General features: G+C 73.4%; 7 protein-coding genes. All 7 read left to right on the top strand.

Annotation, left to right across the window (positions count from 1 at the left end; all coding sequences use genetic code 11):
* The first annotated feature begins 74 nt into the window (after positions 1-74).
* The 7 genes from AC0AIB_RS02345 (at position 75) to AC0AIB_RS02315 (ending at position 17,613) form a co-directional block, all read left to right on the top strand.
* On the top strand, positions 75-1,571 hold the full coding sequence (locus AC0AIB_RS02345) for an endo-1,4-beta-xylanase (RefSeq protein ID WP_465095895.1): 1,497 nt from the start codon (positions 75-77) through the stop codon (positions 1,569-1,571).
* Between the two features lie 431 nt (positions 1,572-2,002).
* Entirely contained in the window at positions 2,003-2,944 is a 942-nt protein-coding gene (locus AC0AIB_RS02340) for an ABC transporter ATP-binding protein (protein ID WP_465095894.1), read from the top strand.
* A 2-nt stretch (positions 2,945-2,946) separates the two neighbouring features.
* Positions 2,947-3,771: an ABC transporter permease gene (locus AC0AIB_RS02335; protein WP_328341935.1), complete on the top strand. Its 825-nt coding sequence runs from the start codon at positions 2,947-2,949 to the stop codon at positions 3,769-3,771.
* The gene (locus tag AC0AIB_RS02330) at positions 3,768-4,607 is read left to right on the top strand and encodes an ABC transporter permease (protein WP_465095893.1); all 840 of its coding nucleotides are present in this window, start codon (positions 3,768-3,770) and stop codon (positions 4,605-4,607) included. The genes AC0AIB_RS02335 and AC0AIB_RS02330 overlap by 4 nt, the downstream gene beginning before the upstream one ends.
* Before the next feature lie 61 nt (positions 4,608-4,668).
* On the top strand, positions 4,669-5,844 hold the full coding sequence (locus AC0AIB_RS02325; protein ID WP_465095892.1) for a hypothetical protein: 1,176 nt from the start codon (positions 4,669-4,671) through the stop codon (positions 5,842-5,844).
* Positions 5,845-5,881: 37 nt separating this feature from the next.
* A complete protein-coding gene (locus AC0AIB_RS02320) occupies positions 5,882-13,102 on the top strand; it encodes an amino acid adenylation domain-containing protein (RefSeq protein WP_465095891.1) in 7,221 nt (2,406 codons plus the stop codon).
* The gene (locus tag AC0AIB_RS02315) at positions 13,099-17,613 is read left to right on the top strand and encodes a type I polyketide synthase (RefSeq protein ID WP_465095890.1); all 4,515 of its coding nucleotides are present in this window, start codon (positions 13,099-13,101) and stop codon (positions 17,611-17,613) included. The genes AC0AIB_RS02320 and AC0AIB_RS02315 overlap by 4 nt, the downstream gene beginning before the upstream one ends.
* Positions 17,614-17,649 lie beyond the last annotated feature (36 nt).

Below are 17,649 nucleotides of genomic sequence, written 5' to 3'. Positions count from 1 at the left end.
CGGGGCGGCCCGTCCCACCGGGGCGGCCCTCCACGGCACCGCTTCCCGCCAGAGATCGAGGAGGAAACGCATACATGAACGACGTACCCACACCACCGAAACGCCGTACCCGCCGCCGCGCCCGGCTGCTCGTCGGCGGCATCTGCGCCCTGCTGGTCACCGCGTCCTCGGTGACCATGACGACATTCGCCCACGCCGATCTCAACGGCCCGCCGGGGACCACCCTGAAGGCTGCCGCCGAGCGGAGCGGCAGGTACTTCGGCGCCGCCATGGGGGCGGACCGGCTCAACGACTCGGGCTTCCTGAACATCGCGAGCCGCGAGTTCGACATGATGACGGCCGTCAACGAGATGAAGCCCGACGCGACCGAGCCCAACCCCGGCCAGTTCGAATTCCGTAACGGCGACGCCATCTACAACTGGGCCACCCAGCGCGGCATGCGGTTCCGGGGCCACACCCTGGCCTGGCACGCCCAGCAGCCGAGGTTCTGGGGAAGCCTCAGCGGCAGCGCCCTGCGGTCCGCGATGATCAGCCACATCAACGGCGTGATGGCCCACTACAAGGGCAAGTTCGCCTACTGGGACGTGGTGAACGAAGCCTTCGCCGAGAACGGCAGCCGACGCTCGTCGAACCTCCAGTCCACCGGCAACGACTGGATCGAGGTGGCGTTCCGGACCGCGCGGGCCGCCGACCCGAGCGTGAAGCTCTGCTACAACGACTACAACATCGAGAACTGGACGTACGGCAAGACGCAGGGCGTCTACAACATGATCAAGGACTTCAAGGCCCGTGGTGTCCCGGTCGACTGCGTCGGTCTCCAGACCCACTTCACCGGTGGCAGCTCGCTGCCCGGCAACTTCCAGCAGACGCTGTCGAGTTTCGCCGCCCTCGGGGTGGACGTGGCGTTGACCGAGGCCGACGTCACCAACGCCTCGACCAGCCAGTACCAGGGCCTGACCCAGGCCTGCATGAACGTCCCCCGCTGCGTCGGCATCACCACCTGGGGCATCCGGGACAGCGACTCCTGGCGGGGCAACGAGAACCCGTTGCTGTTCGACCGCAACAGCAACCCCAAGCCGGCGTACACCTCCGTGCTCAACGCCCTCAACGCCGCCTCCACCTCGGTGCCGGGGACGACCACGCCGCCGACCACCGCGCCACCCACCACCGCACCGCCGACCACCGCGCCACCCACCACCGCACCGCCGACCACCGCACCGCCCACCACGGCACCGCCGACCACCGCGCCACCGACCACCGCGCCGTCGGGTGCCTGCACCGCGACGTACCGTCTGGTCAACAGCTGGGCCGGTGGATTCCAGGGTGAGGTCACCGTGGCCAACAACGGCTCCGCCACCCTCAGCGGTTGGACGGTGCGGCTGACGCTCGCCGGCGGGCAGACCGTCGCCAACGTCTGGAACGGCGTCAACACCGGCACCACCGGCACGATCAGCGTCCGCAACGCCGACTACAACGGCACCCTGGGCGCGAACGCCTCGACCACCTTCGGCTTCCTGGCCAACGGGAGCAGCAGCGCGGCGCCCGGCAACATCTCGTGCACCAGTCCCTGACCGACGAGACGGTCACGCCCCTGACGCCGGCCGCCCCACGGGACAGCGGCCGGAGACCGCTCGGCTGAGCGCCGGGACGTCGAGGAACAGCCACGGTGGCCATCGCCGGCACCGTGGCTGTTCCCGTCCGCCACCCCCGCGCCGACGCCATCGACGGAGCTCAGCACCCCCTCGGGAGCTGCTCACCGAGCCCTCCGTCCATTTATGATCTTGCTTGCGAGCAGGGAGAACGCTGTAGTAGCGTGGCGACGCCGACCACTGGGGGGTGACGAACATCGGTAGGCAGAGCCATGGGGCGTGGGCGTGCCCTCGACATTCGCAATTCCGACACGTCGACACCTGGACAGGACGCCGACCGGAAGCCGATCTGCCCTGCTGAACAGGTCCACTGTTGGTCACGGAGCGATGGATCCGAGGATGTTCCCCACACCATGATTGATGCTGCTCTTCCGACGTCACCGGTCGTGTCGGCGAAGGCTCTCCAGAAACGCTTCGGGGACTTCGAGGCCGTCCGCGGCATCGATTTCGAGGTCCAGCGCGGCGAGGTGTTCGGATTTCTCGGACCCAACGGCGCGGGGAAGTCCTCGACGATGCGCATGATCTCCTGCATCTCCCCCCGATCCAGCGGTGAGCTGCGGATCCTCGACATGGACCCGCACGCCCAGGGGCCGCACATCCGCGCCCGGATCGGCGTCGTGCCCCAGCAGGACAATCTCGACAACGAGCTCACCGTCCGGGAGAACCTCCTCGTCTACGGGCGCTACTTCGGGCTGTCCCGGGCGCACGTGGCGGAGAAGGCCGCCGAGTTGATGGAGTTCGCCCGGCTCTCCGACCGGGCCAACGACCATGTGGAGCCGTTGTCCGGCGGCATGAAGCGCCGGCTCACCATCGCCCGGGCGCTTGTCAACGACCCCGAACTGGTCCTGTTGGACGAACCCACCACGGGCCTCGACCCGCAGGCCCGCCACCTGCTCTGGGAGCGGCTCTACCAGCTCAAGCAGGCCGGCGTCACCCTCATCATCACCACCCACTACATGGACGAGGCGGAGCAGCTCTGCGACCGCCTGGTGGTCATGGACGGTGGTCGTATCGTCGCGGAGGGCTCCCCGGCGGACCTCATCGCCCGGTACTCGAGCCGCGAGGTGCTCGAACTCCGTTTCCCCGTCGACCGACCGATGGAACGGACTGTCCTCGAAGGTCTCGCCGAGCGGGTGGAGGCGCTGCCCGACCGTTTCCTGTTGTATTCCGACAGCGGCGAGCACCTCCTCGATCGGGTCTCCGCCGCCGGCATGCATCCCGTCTCCAGCCTCGTCCGGCGCAGTTCCCTGGAGGACGTCTTCCTCAGGTTGACCGGCCGAAAGCTGGTGGACTGACGATGACGGGGACCACGGTGGCCACCGCACCGAAGGCCACCGGCCGGGTGGTCGGTGTCTGGCGGGCGGCCACGCTCCGGGTCGAGGCCTGCTGGCGGTGGTACCGGCGCAGCTGGCGTACCACGTTGCAGGCCTCCGCGCTGCAACCGTTGCTGTTCCTCGGCGCGATGGGGCTCTGCTTCGGCTCGCAGGTGCAGCCCGGCCCGGCGACCGGCGGTTACCTCTACGTGCAGTACATCGCGCCGGCACTCATGGTGAGCACCGTCCTCACCACGGCAGTCGCCGAGGCAGGCAAGCCGGTCCTGTCGAGTTTCCAGTGGCAGCGGGACTTCATCGCGGTGACCGCCACCCCGGTGACCCCGGGCCAGCTCCTCGCCGGGCAACTGCTGTGGATCACGCTCCGGCTGCTCATCGGGGCCGTCGTCTTCCTGCTGATCGGGATCCTCCTCGGCGGCTGGGTCGACGGGTGGGCCGTACTCGCGGTGCCGGTCGCCGTCCTCACCGGTGCGGCCTGCGCGGCGCCGGTCGCCGCCTACGCCGCGACGGTGCGCGGGGACGGGCACGGCCTGGTCGCCATCAACCGGTTCGTCGTGCTGCCGATGACCCTGTTCGCCGGCACGTTCTTCCCGATCTCGGCGCTGCCCCTCGCGGTACGGCCGATCGCCTGGATCTCCCCGCTGTGGCACGGCAACGAACTGGCGCGCGGCCTGACGCTGGGCGGCCTGTCGGCACCGGCTGCCGTCCTGCACGTCGCGTACCTCGTCGTGCTGCTCACGGTGGGTGCCGTCGCGGCGCGACGCCAGTTCTACCGGCGGCTGGTCGTATGACGACCACCCAGACCCGCCCGGGAATCCCGCACCAGCGGCGCGGCGTACTGCGGCGGATACTGCCGGTCGACGAGTACGCCGGTCTCGCCCGGGTCATCGTCGAGCGCTCGGCCCGGCTCTATCTGCGGGCCTGGGCGGTGCTGATCTCCGGTGTCGTCGAGCCGCTGTTCTACCTGCTCGCGGTCGCTGTGGGTTTCCGCTCGCTGGTGCCGGACGTGACGCTGGCCGACGGCAGCACGGTGCCCTACGTGGACTTCGTCGCTCCCGCGCTGCTGGCGGCCTCCGCCATGAACGGGGCGATCTCGGAGACGATGAGCATCTACTTCAAGCTGCGCTACGACAAGCTGTACGAGGCGATGCTCACCACCCCGGTCGGCCCGCTCGACATCGTCCTCGGTGAGGTCGGCTGGGCGGTCCTGCGCGGCGGGTTCTACGGCACCGTCTTCCTCGGTGTGCTCACCGCCATGGGTCTGGTCTCGACACCCTGGGCCGTCGTGTTGGTCCCGGTGGGGTTGCTGGTCTCCTTCGCCTTCGCCGCCGTCGGCATGGCCTGGGCCACCACGCTGCGTTCCCAGGCCCAACTGGACTACGTGACCCTGGCCTCGACCGCGATGTTCCTCTTCTCGACCACCTTCTTCCCGCTGTCCAGCTATCCGGCGCCGTTGCAGTGGCTGGTGCAGTTGTCGCCGCTCTACCATGGCGTCGAGCTGGCCCGGATGTTCTTCCTCGGTGCACCCGTGCCGAGCGCGCTGCTGCACGTGGCGTATCTCGTCGTCCTGGCCGTGGGCGGACTGTCCGTGGCCCGTGCGCGCCTCAGGAGCATGTTCCTGGGCTGACGCCGACCCGGCACCGCATCGGTGTGCTCCCCGCCGCGACCCTCAAGCGAAGGGATGATCGATGAAGTTGCACGTCCAACGCCTCCAGGACGCTTTCCGCCGCATGGTCGTCGACACCGGCGAGTGCTGGGCACCCGGCCTGCCCGGTGACCACCTGACCGCGCAGGTGCGGGCGTTCACCACCGCCACCGACGAGCACGCCCGGCGGGACTCCCTCGTCGAGATCGTCGCCATCGCCCTCTGCCTGGCGAACCAGTACGGTTGCGTGCTCCAACACGCGCTCACCAGCACGTCGGGAAGCGCCGACCTGGCGGACGCGATCGCCCCGACGGCCGGACCGCACCCGCCCGCCGACCTTCCCGACCGGCTCCGGCAACCGGCGCAGACTGTCGTGCGGGCGCTGGCCTACTACCGCTCCGACGTGTCGCCCGGCACCCGGCCGGACGTCACCGGGCTGCACCCTGTCCTGCCGGAACTGATCCTCGCGGCCTGCGCCGGTTTCGACTCCGCCGACGACCTGGCCGACCGGCTCACGGCCCGGCTGCGGGCGGCGCGGCGCCCGACCGGGGACGTCGACGTGGAGTTCGACCCGTCCTGCGCCGAGTCGGTTCGGCTCATCCGTCCCGTGCAGGAGCAGACGTACTGTCCGTTCGCCCAGAAGTCGTTCCTGTGGGGTCCGCCGGCGTACGACCGGACGCTGTCGTTCGCGCAGAACATGGACGCCGCCGTGCCCTGGGTACGCCGCTTCGTCCGGGTCCTGGACGGGGACGTCCTCGACGGCTTCGTCTTCGCCTTCCCGACCGACGTCTTCGGCGAGTCCCTCGACGACCTCGGCCGGCTGTTCCGCGCGTTCGTCGACCACCTCATCCGTACGCTGACCAGCGCGGCACCGGCGGGCCTGGACGTGGCCACGGTCACCGATCCGAAGTGGTACCTCGTGCTGGAGGGTGAGGAGTGCTTCGTCAGCGTCTTCGCGCCCTGCTACCCGCACGACCACTCCCGCTACCTGCACGGCGCGCAGGGATGGCTGCTGTTCATGTTGCAACCGGAGAAGGCCATCCTGCGGCAGCTCACGGTGGCCGACTACGGCGCCCGCTCCGCCGCGATCCGTGAGCGCTTCCGGGACGCGTTCCAGCCGTACCAGCTGGCCGACCGGGAGATCGACCGCTTCCTCCTCCCGTTGCGTGCCGGCGACCCGCCGGTGCGGTGGTACGAAGCGCCCATCGACATCCCATGAGCGATCACCGAGCGCTGGTACGAACGGGGGGAGAATCGTGAGCGGTGCCAGGAACCGGACGTCCGCCACCGGCAGCCTCGCGGGGCCGGACCAGGTCCTGAGCGGACCGGAGGTCACCCGTACCGGGGAGACCGTGCACGGGATGTTCGCCGCTGCCGCCGAGCGTCACCCCGGGGACGTCGCGGTCGTCGACGCCACCGGCGAGACCAGCTATGCGGCGCTGCGTCGGCTCGCCGCCGCGGTCACCGACCGGCTGCGCCGGCTCGGTGTGGGTCCGGGCGACGTCGTCGCCGTCCGGATACCACGCGGAGCCGCCCTCTTCGCCGCCGAGTTGGGCATCATGGCGACCGGCGCCGCCTATCTGCCGCTCGACCCGGCCGACCCGGCGCAACGCCATCGTCACCTGCTCACCGACGCCGACCCGGCGGCCCTGCTCGTCCCCGACGACGCCGGGACGGGCCCCGAGGGCCTGGCGTCCACCATGGGTGACGGGCGGCTGCACCGCCTCGACGCCTCGTGGTGGACCCCGGACGACACCTTGCGGGCACCCGACCACGACGACCCCGACGCGGCCGCCTACCTGCTCCACACCTCGGGATCGACGGGACGTCCCAAGGGCGTGGCGATGCCGCACCGGGCACTTGTCAACCTGCTCCGCTGGCACGAGAGCGCCCGACCGGGGGTGCACGGGTCGCGGACCCTCCAGGTGTGCGCCGTCAGCTTCGACTTCTCCTTCCACGAGATCTACTCCGCGCTCTGCCTCGGTGGCACGCTCGTCGTCGCCGACGACGGCCACCGCCGGGATCCGTACGCCCTGGCCACCTTCGTCGCGGCGCAGCGGGTGGAGCGGGTGTTCCTCCCCGTACCGGCGCTGACGCAGTTCGCCGAGGCCGCCGTGCAGCTGCCCGAGCCGCCGGCGCTGCGGCACATCGTCACCACGGGCGAGCAGTTGCGGCTCACCGAACCGATGCGCGTCCTCGCCGGACGCACCGGGGTGCGGCTGCACAACCACTACGGCGCCACCGAGTTCCAGGACGCGACGGTGGCCACGCTGCCCGACGACGTGACGCGGTGGCCGCTGATCGCCCCGATCGGCTGGCCCATCGACAACGTCGAGGTCGCGCTCCTCGACGGGCAGCACCGGCCGGTCCCCGCCGGCGAGCCCGGTGAGCTGTACGTCGGCGGGGCCGGCGTCGCCCCCGGGTACCGCGACCAGCCCGCGCTCACCGCCGAGCGGTTCACCACTCCCCCCGGGCTCTCCGGACGGTGGTACCGCACCGGTGACCTGGCCCGCCGCACCGACGCGGGGTTGGTGCACCAGGGCCGGGTCGACGCCCAGCTCAAGGTCAACGGGGTCCGGATCGAGCCGGCCGAGATCGAGGCCGCCGCCTGCGCCCACCCCGCTGTCCACCAGGCCGCCGCAGCGCTGCACGAGATCGACGGGCGGTCGCGGCTGGTCGTACACGTCGTGCTCCGCGAGGACGCGGTCGCCGGGGACGTCCTGCGCGAGGTGCCCGGGATCGTCGCCGGACGACTGCCGGTGGCGGTGCAGCCGTACGGCTTCGCGGTGGTCGACGAGCTGCCGCTCACCGCGAGCGGCAAGACGGCCCGGGACCGCCTGCGACCGCCGGACCGGCTGGTCCGCGCGGCACCGACGGCCACCGCCCTGCCGCGCAGCGAGCTGGAACGCCGGATCGCCGCGATCTGGCGGGAGGAGTTGGGGCTGGACGACGTCGGGGTCCGGGACAGCTTCTTCGACCTCGGCGGGGTGTCCGCCCAGCTGATCACCGTACGGCGGCGGCTCACCACCGAGTTGGGGCTCCGCGTCGGCGCGACCGACCTGGTCGAGTACCCGACCATCCGGGCGCTGGCCCGGCGGCTCGGCGGGGACGACCCGACAGTCACCGACGCCGGACCGGTCGCCGTGCGGCGGGCCGGCGGCGCCGACGACGACCGGGTGGCCGTCGTCGGCATGGCCGGCCGCTTCCCGGCCGCTCCCGACCTGGCGACGTTCTGGCGCAACCTGTGCGACGGCGTCGACGCGATCGTGGAGTGCTCCGACGAGGACGTCCGGTCCCAGGATCCGGCGCTGTCGACCGATCCGGACTTCGTCCGGATGGCGGGCCCGATCGCCGACCCCGAGTGTTTCGACGCGGCGTACTTCGGCATCAACGCCAAGGAAGCCGCGCTGATGGACCCGCAGCACCGGATCTTCCTGGAGTGCGCGGTCGACGCGTTCGAGGACGCCGGTGAGGTGCCGGCCGGCTCGCGTACCGGGGTGTACGCCTCCAGCAGCATCAGCACCTACCTGGTGAACAACCTGGTGCCGCACTTCGGCTACGCCGCCGACCGGCCGCTCACCGAGGCCGACACCCAGCAGTTCATGGTGAAGCTGGGCAACGACCGGAACTACCTGCCGACCCGGGTCTCCTACCGGCTCGACCTCGGCGGGCCGAGCATCAACGTGCAGTCGGCCTGTTCCAGCTCGCTGGTCGCGGTGCACCTGGCCCGACGTGCCCTGCTGGCCGGCGAGTGCGACCTCGCCCTGGCCGGTGGCGTGTCGGTGGTGGTGCCGCAGGCCGCCGGCTACCTCTACGAGGACGGTCTGATCCGCTCGCGGGACGGCCGGAGCCGGGTCTTCGACGCCGACGCGTCCGGCACGATCTTCAGCAACGGCTGCGGCGTCGTGCTGCTCAAACGGCTCTCGGCGGCGATCGCCGACGGCAACCGCATCTACGCCGTGGTGGCCGGTTCCGCGGTCAACAACGACGGCGTGGACAAGCTCGGTTTCACCGCGCCGAGCGCCGCCCGGCAGGCCGAGGTGGTGGCCGCCGCCCTGACCGACGCCGGGGTCCGCGCGTCCGAGCTCGGTTACCTCGAAGCGCACGGCACCGGCACGCCGCTCGGCGATCCGATCGAGGTGGCCGGGCTCGACCAGGCCCTGCGGGCGGTGGGCGGGGCGGCGCCGGGCAGCGTCGCGGTCGGCTCGGTCAAGAGCAACATCGGGCACCTCGACGAGGCCGCCGGCATCGCCGGGCTGATCAAGGCCGCGCTCGCCGTGCACCACGGGGTGATCCCGGCGAGCCTGCACTTCCGTACGCCCAACCCGGAGATCGACTTCGGGGCCAGCGCGCTGCGGGTGCCGACCGGCACCGAACGGTGGCCGGCGGGGCGGCACCGGGTGGCGGCGGTCAGCTCGCACGGCATGGGTGGCACCAACAGCCACCTCGTCCTCACCCAGGCGCCGGAGCGCGCCCCGGAGTCCGACCCGACAGTCACGCCGAACGGTTCGGTGCTGCTGCCGATCAGCGCCCGTGCCCCGGAGGCGGCGCACGAGTTGGTCGCCCGGTACCAGGCGCTACTCACCCAGGACGGGGCCGACCTCGCCGGCATCGCCCGGTCGGCGGCGCTCGGGCGGACCCATCACCCCTACCGGGTCGCCGTGCTCGCCACCGACGCCCGGGAGGCGGCGGAGCTGCTGGGGCGGGCGACCGTGCACGCGCCGCGCGCCGAGGGGGCGCTCGCCTTCGTCTTCGCCGGCCAGGGTTCCCAGTGGGTCGGCATGGGCGCGGACCTCCACGCCGGCTACCCGGTGTTCCGGTCGGCCTTCGACGAGTGCGCCGAGGAGGTCCGCCGGGCCACCGGCACCGACCTGCGCGAACTCGTCTTCGACGGGGTCGGCGGCGAGCTGGACCGGACGGCCTGGGCCCAGCCCGCCCTGTTCGCGGTGCAGTACGCCCTCGCCCGGCTCTGGCAGTCCTGGGGCGTACAGCCGGACGTCGTGACCGGGCACAGCGTGGGTGAGTTCGTGGCGGCCTGCCTCGCCGACGTGCTGTCCCTGCCGGACGCGCTGCGCCTGGTGCTGGCCCGGGGTCGCCTGATGGACGCGTTGCCCGACGGTGGGGCGATGTTGTCGCTGCTCGCTCCACCCGACGCCGCCGCCGGCCTGCTCGCCGAGCTGGGCGTCGAGGTGAGCGTGGCGGCGGTCAACGACCATGACTCGGTGGTGCTCTCCGGTGCCGCCGAGCTGATCGAACGGGTCGGCGTCGAGGCGGACCGTCGCGGCTGGCGGTCGCACCGGCTGCGCGTCTCGCACGCCTTCCACTCCGCGCTGATGGACCCGATGCTCGACGAGTTCCGCGCGGTCGCCGCGCAGGTGGACCACCGGCCGCCCCGCATTCCGGTGCTCGCCGGCCGCACCGGGGCGGCCGTGTCGGCCTTCGACGCCGAGCACTGGGTGCGGCACGCCCGGGACACCGTCCACTTCGCCCGCTGCGTGGACAGCGCCGTCGCCGACCACGCGGTCACCACGATCGTCGAGGTGTCACCGAAGCCGACCCTGGTCCGGTTCGCCGCCCGCGAGGGTGTGCTGGTGGTGCCGACCCTGCGCGAGGACGCCGGACGCGCACAGCTGCTGGACTCGCTGCGCCGGCTCTACCTGGACGGTCGGCAGGTGACGTGGTCCGGCGTGCACAGGCGGCGCGGCGAACCGGTCGCGTTGCCCGGCTACCCGTGGCAGCGCACCCGGCACTGGATCGAGCCCGCCCGTCGGACGACGCGGACCGGGCCGGGCCGCTCCGGCGGGGTCTTCCTCGGTGAGCGGGTGGACCAGCCGGGCAGCAGCGAGATCCGGTTCGTCTCCCAGGTCGACCCGGGCCACCCCCGGTGGTTGACGCAGCACCGCATCTTCCGGCGCGTGGTGATGCCCGGGGTCGCGTACCAGGACCTCGCCTTCGCCGCCGCCGGGGAGATCGGGCTGCTCCGGCCCGCCCTCGACGACTTCCTCATCCACCAGGCGATGCGCTTCGCCGACGACACCGAGACCCGCGACCTGCACGTGGTGCTGAAGCCGGTGGCGGACGGCCACGCGGTCGAGATCCACTCCCGGTCGGAGGTCGAGACGGGCCCGTGGACCCTGCACGCCACCGGCACCCTCACGGCCGGCTCGACATCGCCGGTCGCCGACCTGGAGGCGCTGCGCCGGCGGTTCGTCACACCGGTCTCCCCCGAGGAGATCTACCGTGGCGAACGCGGTCGGCTCATCGACCTCGGCGAGTGGTTCCAGGTCACCACGGAGCTGTGGCGGGACGGTCCGGGCTGCCTGTCCCGCATCGCACTGCCGGCCCGGGTGACCTCGGCGGCCCACCTGCACGCGGTGCATCCCATCCTGCTGGAGGCGTGCCTGCTCGCGCTCACGGTGACCTATCCGCGACCGTTCGCCGAGCGCACGTACATCCCGGTCGGCGCCCAGCGGGTCACCCTGCACCGGGCCGGGACGTCGGGGAGCGCCTGGTGTCACGCCGAGCTGCGGCCTACCGACGACCCGGATCCGCGCTCGCTGGTCGGGGACATCACCCTCTACGACGACGACGGACGGGTCCTTGTCGTCATGGCGGGTGTGCTGCTGCGCCAGGCGACCGCCGAGGCGATGGCGGGGGACGCGGACGCCGCCCGCTGGCGACGTCGGCTGTACCGGCCGGTGTGGGTGGAGCAGGCCCTGCCGCCTGGCACCACCCGGACGGCCCTGCCGGCGGGTGCACGGGTCGGCTCGTGGATCGCCGTCGGCACCGAGCTGGCGCACTCCGTCGCGGAGGCGGCCGAGCGTCAGGGGGTGCGCTGCCGGGTCGTCGCCGACGCCACCGACCTGGCCGGGGCCGTGTCCCGGGAGCAGCCGGACGCCGTACTGCTCGCCTGGCCTGCGGAGCGTCCCGACCCGGGCCCCGACGCCGGCCCGGCCCGGGACCTGACGCTGTCGCTGCTGGACTGCTTCCGGAGCCTGCTGGAGCTGCCGTCCCCGCCGTCGGTGACGGTCCTCACCCGGCAGGCCTGGGGCGGTGCACCGCGCCCCGCCCAGACCGCGCTCTGGGGGCTCACCCGGGTCCTCGGTCAGGAGCGTCCCGACAGCCTGCCGACCCTGGTCGACCTGCCCGCGCACGGCGAGGATCCGGACGCGATCGTCGCGGAGACGGCGGCCCGGGTCGCCGACGAGGTGACGCTGCACGACGGGCGACGCCGGGTGCTGCGGCTGCGGCCGGACACCGACCGGCCGGACGACCTGACGATCGACCCCGGCGGCACCCACCTCGTCACCGGCGGCCTGGGTGGTCTGGGAATCGAGGTCGCCACGACGCTGGTCGCCGCAGGCGTACGCCACCTCGCCCTCGTCGGTCGGAGCGAGCCGGGCGAGCAGGCGCGGGAGCGGATCGCCACGCTCACCGCCGCAGGCGTCGAGGTGCGTACCTTCACCGCCGACGTCAGCGACGACGGGCAGGTCGCCGCGCTGGTGGCCGGGGTCGGGCAGGAGATGCCCCCGCTGACCGGGGTGCACCACCTCGCCGGCGTGCTCGCCGACGGGCTGCTGGAGACGCAGACCCCCGAACGCTTCGACCAGGCATGGGCCGCCAAGGCGGGTGGCGCGTTCGCCCTCCACCGGGCCACCACCCACCTACCCCTGACCCACTTCGTCCTGTTCTCGTCGTCGTCCGGGCTGCTCGGCACCGCCGGGCAGGGCAACTACGCGGCGGCCAACACGTACCTCGACGGTCTCGCCGCGGCCCGGCGTGCCGCCGGGCTCCCCGGGGTGTCGATCCAGTGGGGGTCGTGGGCGCAGACTGGCATGACCGCCCGGGCCGGGATCGAGGAACGCCTCGACCGGCTCGGTGAGGGCGTGCTGCCGCTGGGCGAGGCCACCGGGGCGCTGCGGGCCATCCTGGCCACGCCGCCGGACGACGGCGTGGTGGCCGTCCTGGCGCACACCTGGCCGCGCTACGCCGCGCACCACGCCACACCGCCGGGCCCGGTGCGTGACCTGCTGCCCGCCGACCCGGTGGCACGGCCCGACGCCGCCGGCCTGGCCGACCGGCTGCGCGAGGCGCCGCCCGACCAGCGGCGCAAACTCGCCGACGGGTACGTCCACGACATCGTCGCGGAGGTGCTCGGCGTGGCCCAGGTGGAAACCGACGCCGGGCTCTTCTCCCTCGGCCTGGACTCGCTGGCCTCGTTGGAGCTGCGTAACCGGCTGCAGAGCGCGTTCGCCGTCCGGCTCGGCCAGACGGCGGTGTTCGACCATCCGACGGTGGCCGGGCTCGCCGAGCACCTGCTCACCGTCCTCGACCTGCCGACCGGCGGCCCGTCCGACGGGCCGGTCAGCGGGCCGACCGACGGGGCGTCCAGCGGGCCGGCCGACGGGGTGCCGGTGGAAGAACAGTCGATCGACGAGGTGGCCGCGTTGCTGGCGAAGAGGCTCGAGAACCGATGAGTACCGACTACGGTCCACTGCTGCGCAAGGCACTGGCCCGCATCGACGAACTGGAGACGGCGGCGGCCCGCCGGCACGAGCCGATCGCCGTGGTGGGCATGGCCTGCCGGCTGCCGGGCGCACCGGACCCGACGGCGTACTGGGACCTGCTGGCCGGCGGGGGGTGCGCCCTGGGGCCGGTGCCGGACGGCCGCTGGCCGGTGGACGGGAGCTTCGTCGACGCGGGCGGCTTCGTCGGTGCCCTGCGGGACTTCGACGCCCGGTTCTTCGGGATCTCCGGGCGGGAGGCCGCCACCCTCGACCCGCAGCAACGGCTGCTGCTGGAGCTGGCCTGGGAGGCGTTCGAGGACGCCGGCGTCCCCGGCCGGTCGGTCCCGGAGTCGACAGGCGTCTTCGTCGGCATCAGCAACATCGACTACCGCGAGGGCATGACCCACGAGGACGACGTCGACGGGTACTTCTCCTCCGGTGCCACGCCGAGCACGGCGAGCGGGCGGCTCGCGTACGTCTTCGGCACCCGTGGGCCGGCGATGTCGGTCGACACGGCGTGTTCGTCCTCGCTGGTCTCGGTGGACCTCGCGGTCCGGCACCTGCGGGACGGCACCTGCGAGCTGGCCCTGGCCGGCGGGGTCAACCGGATGGTCACGCCGCACGAGAGCCGCAGCCTCACCACCGCAGGCATGCTGTCGCCCACCGGGCGCTGCCTGCCGTTCGACGCCGCCGCCGACGGCTACGTACGCGCCGAGGGCGGCGGTCTGGTGGTGCTCAAGCGGGCGTCGGACGTCGGCCCGCACGACCGGGTCCTCGGCCTGATCCTCGGTAGTGCCGTGAACCAGGACGGTCGGAGCAGCGGCCTCACCGTGCCGCACGGCCCCTCCCAGCAGGAGGTGATCCGCGCGGCGCTGCGCGACGCCGGGGTGGAACCCGACGCGGTGGGATACCTGGAGGCGCACGGCACCGGCACCGCCCTCGGCGACCCGATCGAGGTCAACGCGCTCGGTGTGGTCTTCGCCGGTCGCCGTGACCCGCTGCGGATCGGCTCGGTCAAGGCCGCCATCGGCCACGCCGAGTCCGCCGCCGGCATCGCGGGCCTGCTCAAGGTGCTGCTCGTGCTGCGACACGGGGTGGTGCCGCCGACCCCCCTGGTGACCGGGCCCAATCCCCGCATCGACTGGGACGACATCCCGGTCCGGGTGCCGTCCAGCAGCGAACCCTGGCCGGCCGGCGCCCGCCGGATCGCCGGCGTGAGCTCCTTCGGCTTCAGCGGCACGAACGCCCACCTGGTCGTCGCCGAACCGCCACCCCCGGCCGGACCGCCCACGCCTGCCGGCCCTCCCGCCCAGGCTGGTCCCGACCATGCGGACCAGGCCGGTCCCGACCATGCGGACCAGGCCGAATCGGACCGTGCGGACCGGGTCGCCGGTCCGGTCCCCGCCGACGGGCCGCTGCTGCTGCCGCTGTCGGCGCGGCACCCGCAGGCCCTCGCCGACCTGGCCGACGCCTACGCCCGGCAGCTCCGGGCGGGGGCGGACCCGGCGGCGCTCGCCCTGGTCGCCGCCGTCGGCCGCAGCCATCTGCCCTGGCGTCGGTGCGCCGTCGGGGCGACCGCCGAGGAGCTCGACGCCGCCCTGCGGCGGCCGGGACCGGCCGGCCCCGTCGGACAGCGCCCCCGGGTGGCGTTCCTGTTCACCGGCCAGGGTGCCCAGCGGCCGGGGATGGCCGCCGAGCTGTTCCGGACCGAGCCGGTGTTCCGGGCCGCCGTCGGGGAGTGCGCCGAGGTCCTGGATCCGCTGCTCCCGGTGCCCCTGACGGAGCTGCTGTCCGACTCCGGCGAGCTGATCGGCGAGACCCGCTTCACCCAGCCCGCGCTGGTCGCCGTCGGTTACGCGCTGTCCCGGCTCTGGCAGGACTGGGGCGTACGCCCGGAGTACGTCCTGGGGCACAGCGTCGGGGAGTACACGGCGGCCTGCGTGGCCGGGATCCTGACGCTGCCCGACGCCCTGCGCCTGGTGGCCGAGCGGGCCCGCCTCATGCAGCAGTGCCCGCCCGGGGTGATGGTCGCCGTCCGGTGCGGCGTCGAACAGGTCGAACCGCTCCTGGCCGGGGCGTCCCGGTCGGCCGTCGCCGCGGTCAACGGTGCCGGGAGCACGGTGCTGTCGGGCGAGGAGAGCGAACTACGGCCGGTCCTCGACGCGCTGGCCGCCCAGGGTGTGACGCACCGCTGGCTCACCGTGTCGCACGCGTTCCACTCGCCGCTGCTCGCCGACTTCGCCGAGCCGTTCACCGCGTTCGCCCGGGGCATCACGTACCACCCGGCCCGGATCCCCCTGGTGTCCAACCTGACCGGCACGGTCGGCACGACGATCGACGCCGACTACTGGCGCGAGCACGCCATGCGGCCCGTGCTGTTCCAGCGGGGGGTGCGGACGCTGCGCGAGGCGGGCGTGGACACGCTTGTCGAGCTGGGGCCGGAGCCGGTGCTGCTGGGCGTCGCCGGTCAGGACTGGCCGGAGGCCCGGCGACTGCCCAGCCTGCGCGGCGGCCGGGAACGGCAGACCCTGCTGGACAGCCTGGCCCGGCTCCACGACAGCGGCGCCGACCTCGACTGGACCGCGGTCACCCGGCAGCACGCCACCGGCCGGCGGTTCGTGGCCGCACCGACGTACCCGTTCCAGCGGGAACGCCACTGGGCGCTTACCGACACCACCGCCCCGGGCCGCCCGACGCGCCCGCTCGACGTGGTCCAGGTCGGCTGGGAGGAGCAGACGCTGCCGGTCGGCCCGTCGCGCGCGTTCGACGCGCTGGTCGTCGGGCCGGACGCCGAGCGGCTGGCCCGGGCGGTGCCCCTGCCGTGCCGTACCGGCCGGCTGACGCCTGACACCCGGGTCAGCGACGTCGTCTACGCCGCCCCGGCCACCGGCGGGGATCCGGAGCGGACGACAGCCGCCTGCGCCGAGCTGCTGTCGGTCGCCCGGGACCTCGCCGCGCGGGCCACCCCGCCCCGACTGGTGCTGGTGACGCGTGGTGCGGCCGTCGACGCGCCCGACCCCGGTCACAGTGCCCTCCGGGGCCTGGTCCGCACCGTGCAGGCCGAACACCCGGCCCTCGACTGCCTCGCCGTCGACGTCGTCGCGCCCGCCAGGGACGACCCGGCACCCCCCGCAGACGACCCGGCACCCCCCGGAGACGACGCGACGCCGCCCGGAGACGATGCGATGTCCACCGGGGACGACTGGGCCGGCCTGCTCGCGGCCGAGCTCACCGCCCCGGCGGGACACCGGTTCGTCCGGCTGGCCGGCGGGCGTCGGCTGACGCCCGCGCTCGCGCCGCTGCCGGTCCCCGCCGGCGAGCCCTGGCAGCCGCCACCCGGGGCCGTGCTCGTCACCGGCGGTCTCGGTGCGCTCGGCCTGCGCCTCGCGCAGGACCTGGCCGCCGCCGGCGTACGACAGCTGGTGCTGTTCGGCCGCAGCGCGCCGTCGGAGGCCGCACGGGTGGTCGTCGACCGGCTCCGGGAGGACGGGGTGGACGTCCGGCTCGTCCGGGGCGACGTCACGGTGGAGCAGGACGTCCGGCGGGCCCTCGACGAGGCCACCCCGCTCGCCGGGATCGTGCACGCCGCCGGGGTGCTGGACGACGGGCCGCTGGAGGAGCAGACCCCGGAGCGGTTCGCCGCGGTGCTGCGGGTCAAGGTGCACGGTGGACACCTGCTGGACCGGCTGAGCCGGCCGTTGGAACCCCGGTTCTTCGTCGCCTACTCGTCGCTCGCCGCAGTGGTGCCGACGCGCGGGTCGGGCGGGTACGGGGCCGCGAACGCGTACCTCGACGGGCTGTCGGCCGGTCGGCGCGCGGCGGGCCTGCCCGCGCTGTCGGTGGCGTGGGGCCCCTGGGCCGGGTCGGGGATGGCGGCCGGCGAGGCCGCGCTGCACGAGGCGACGGGCCTGCGGATGATCGACCCGGCCGCCGGGACCGGCACGCTGCTCGCGCTGCTGGCCGCTCCCGACGTGCCGGCCCGGGTGGTGGTGGCCCCGGCCGACTGGTCGCGGTTGCGGGACACGCTCGCCGAGACCGCCCCGCCCGGGATGTTCGACGCACTGGCCACCCCGCCGGGCGACGCCGGGGAGCCCGCCACGCGGACGGTACGGATCGAGGACACCGCGGCCCTGCGGGACCACGTGGTGGCGGTGGTACGCGACGTGCTGCGCATCGGTGGGCCGGTCGACGACCACGAGGGCTTCTTCGACCTGGGCTTCGACTCGCTCACCGTGCTGGAGCTGCGCACCCGGTTGCAGGCGGAGCTGGGTGTCCGGCTGCCCTCCACGGTGGCCTTCACCTTCCCGACGGTGGACCGGCTCGTCCAACGGCTGCGCACCGAACTCGGCCTGCCGGATGCGCCGCCACCGCACCCCGTGCCGTCCGTCCCGCCGGCGGTCACCGCGCCGGACGCGGACGACGAACTGGCCGCGCTGCTCGCCCGCGTGGATCGTGGTTACCGAGAGATCCAGGGCATGTGATGACCCGGTTCCGGGCACAGCAGGCACTGCGGACCG

The sequence above is a fragment of the Micromonospora sp. DSM 43699 genome (assembly GCF_055517075.1).
The sequence above is the reverse complement of the archived record's forward strand: the minus strand, read 5'-3'. Positions and strand labels throughout refer to the sequence as shown.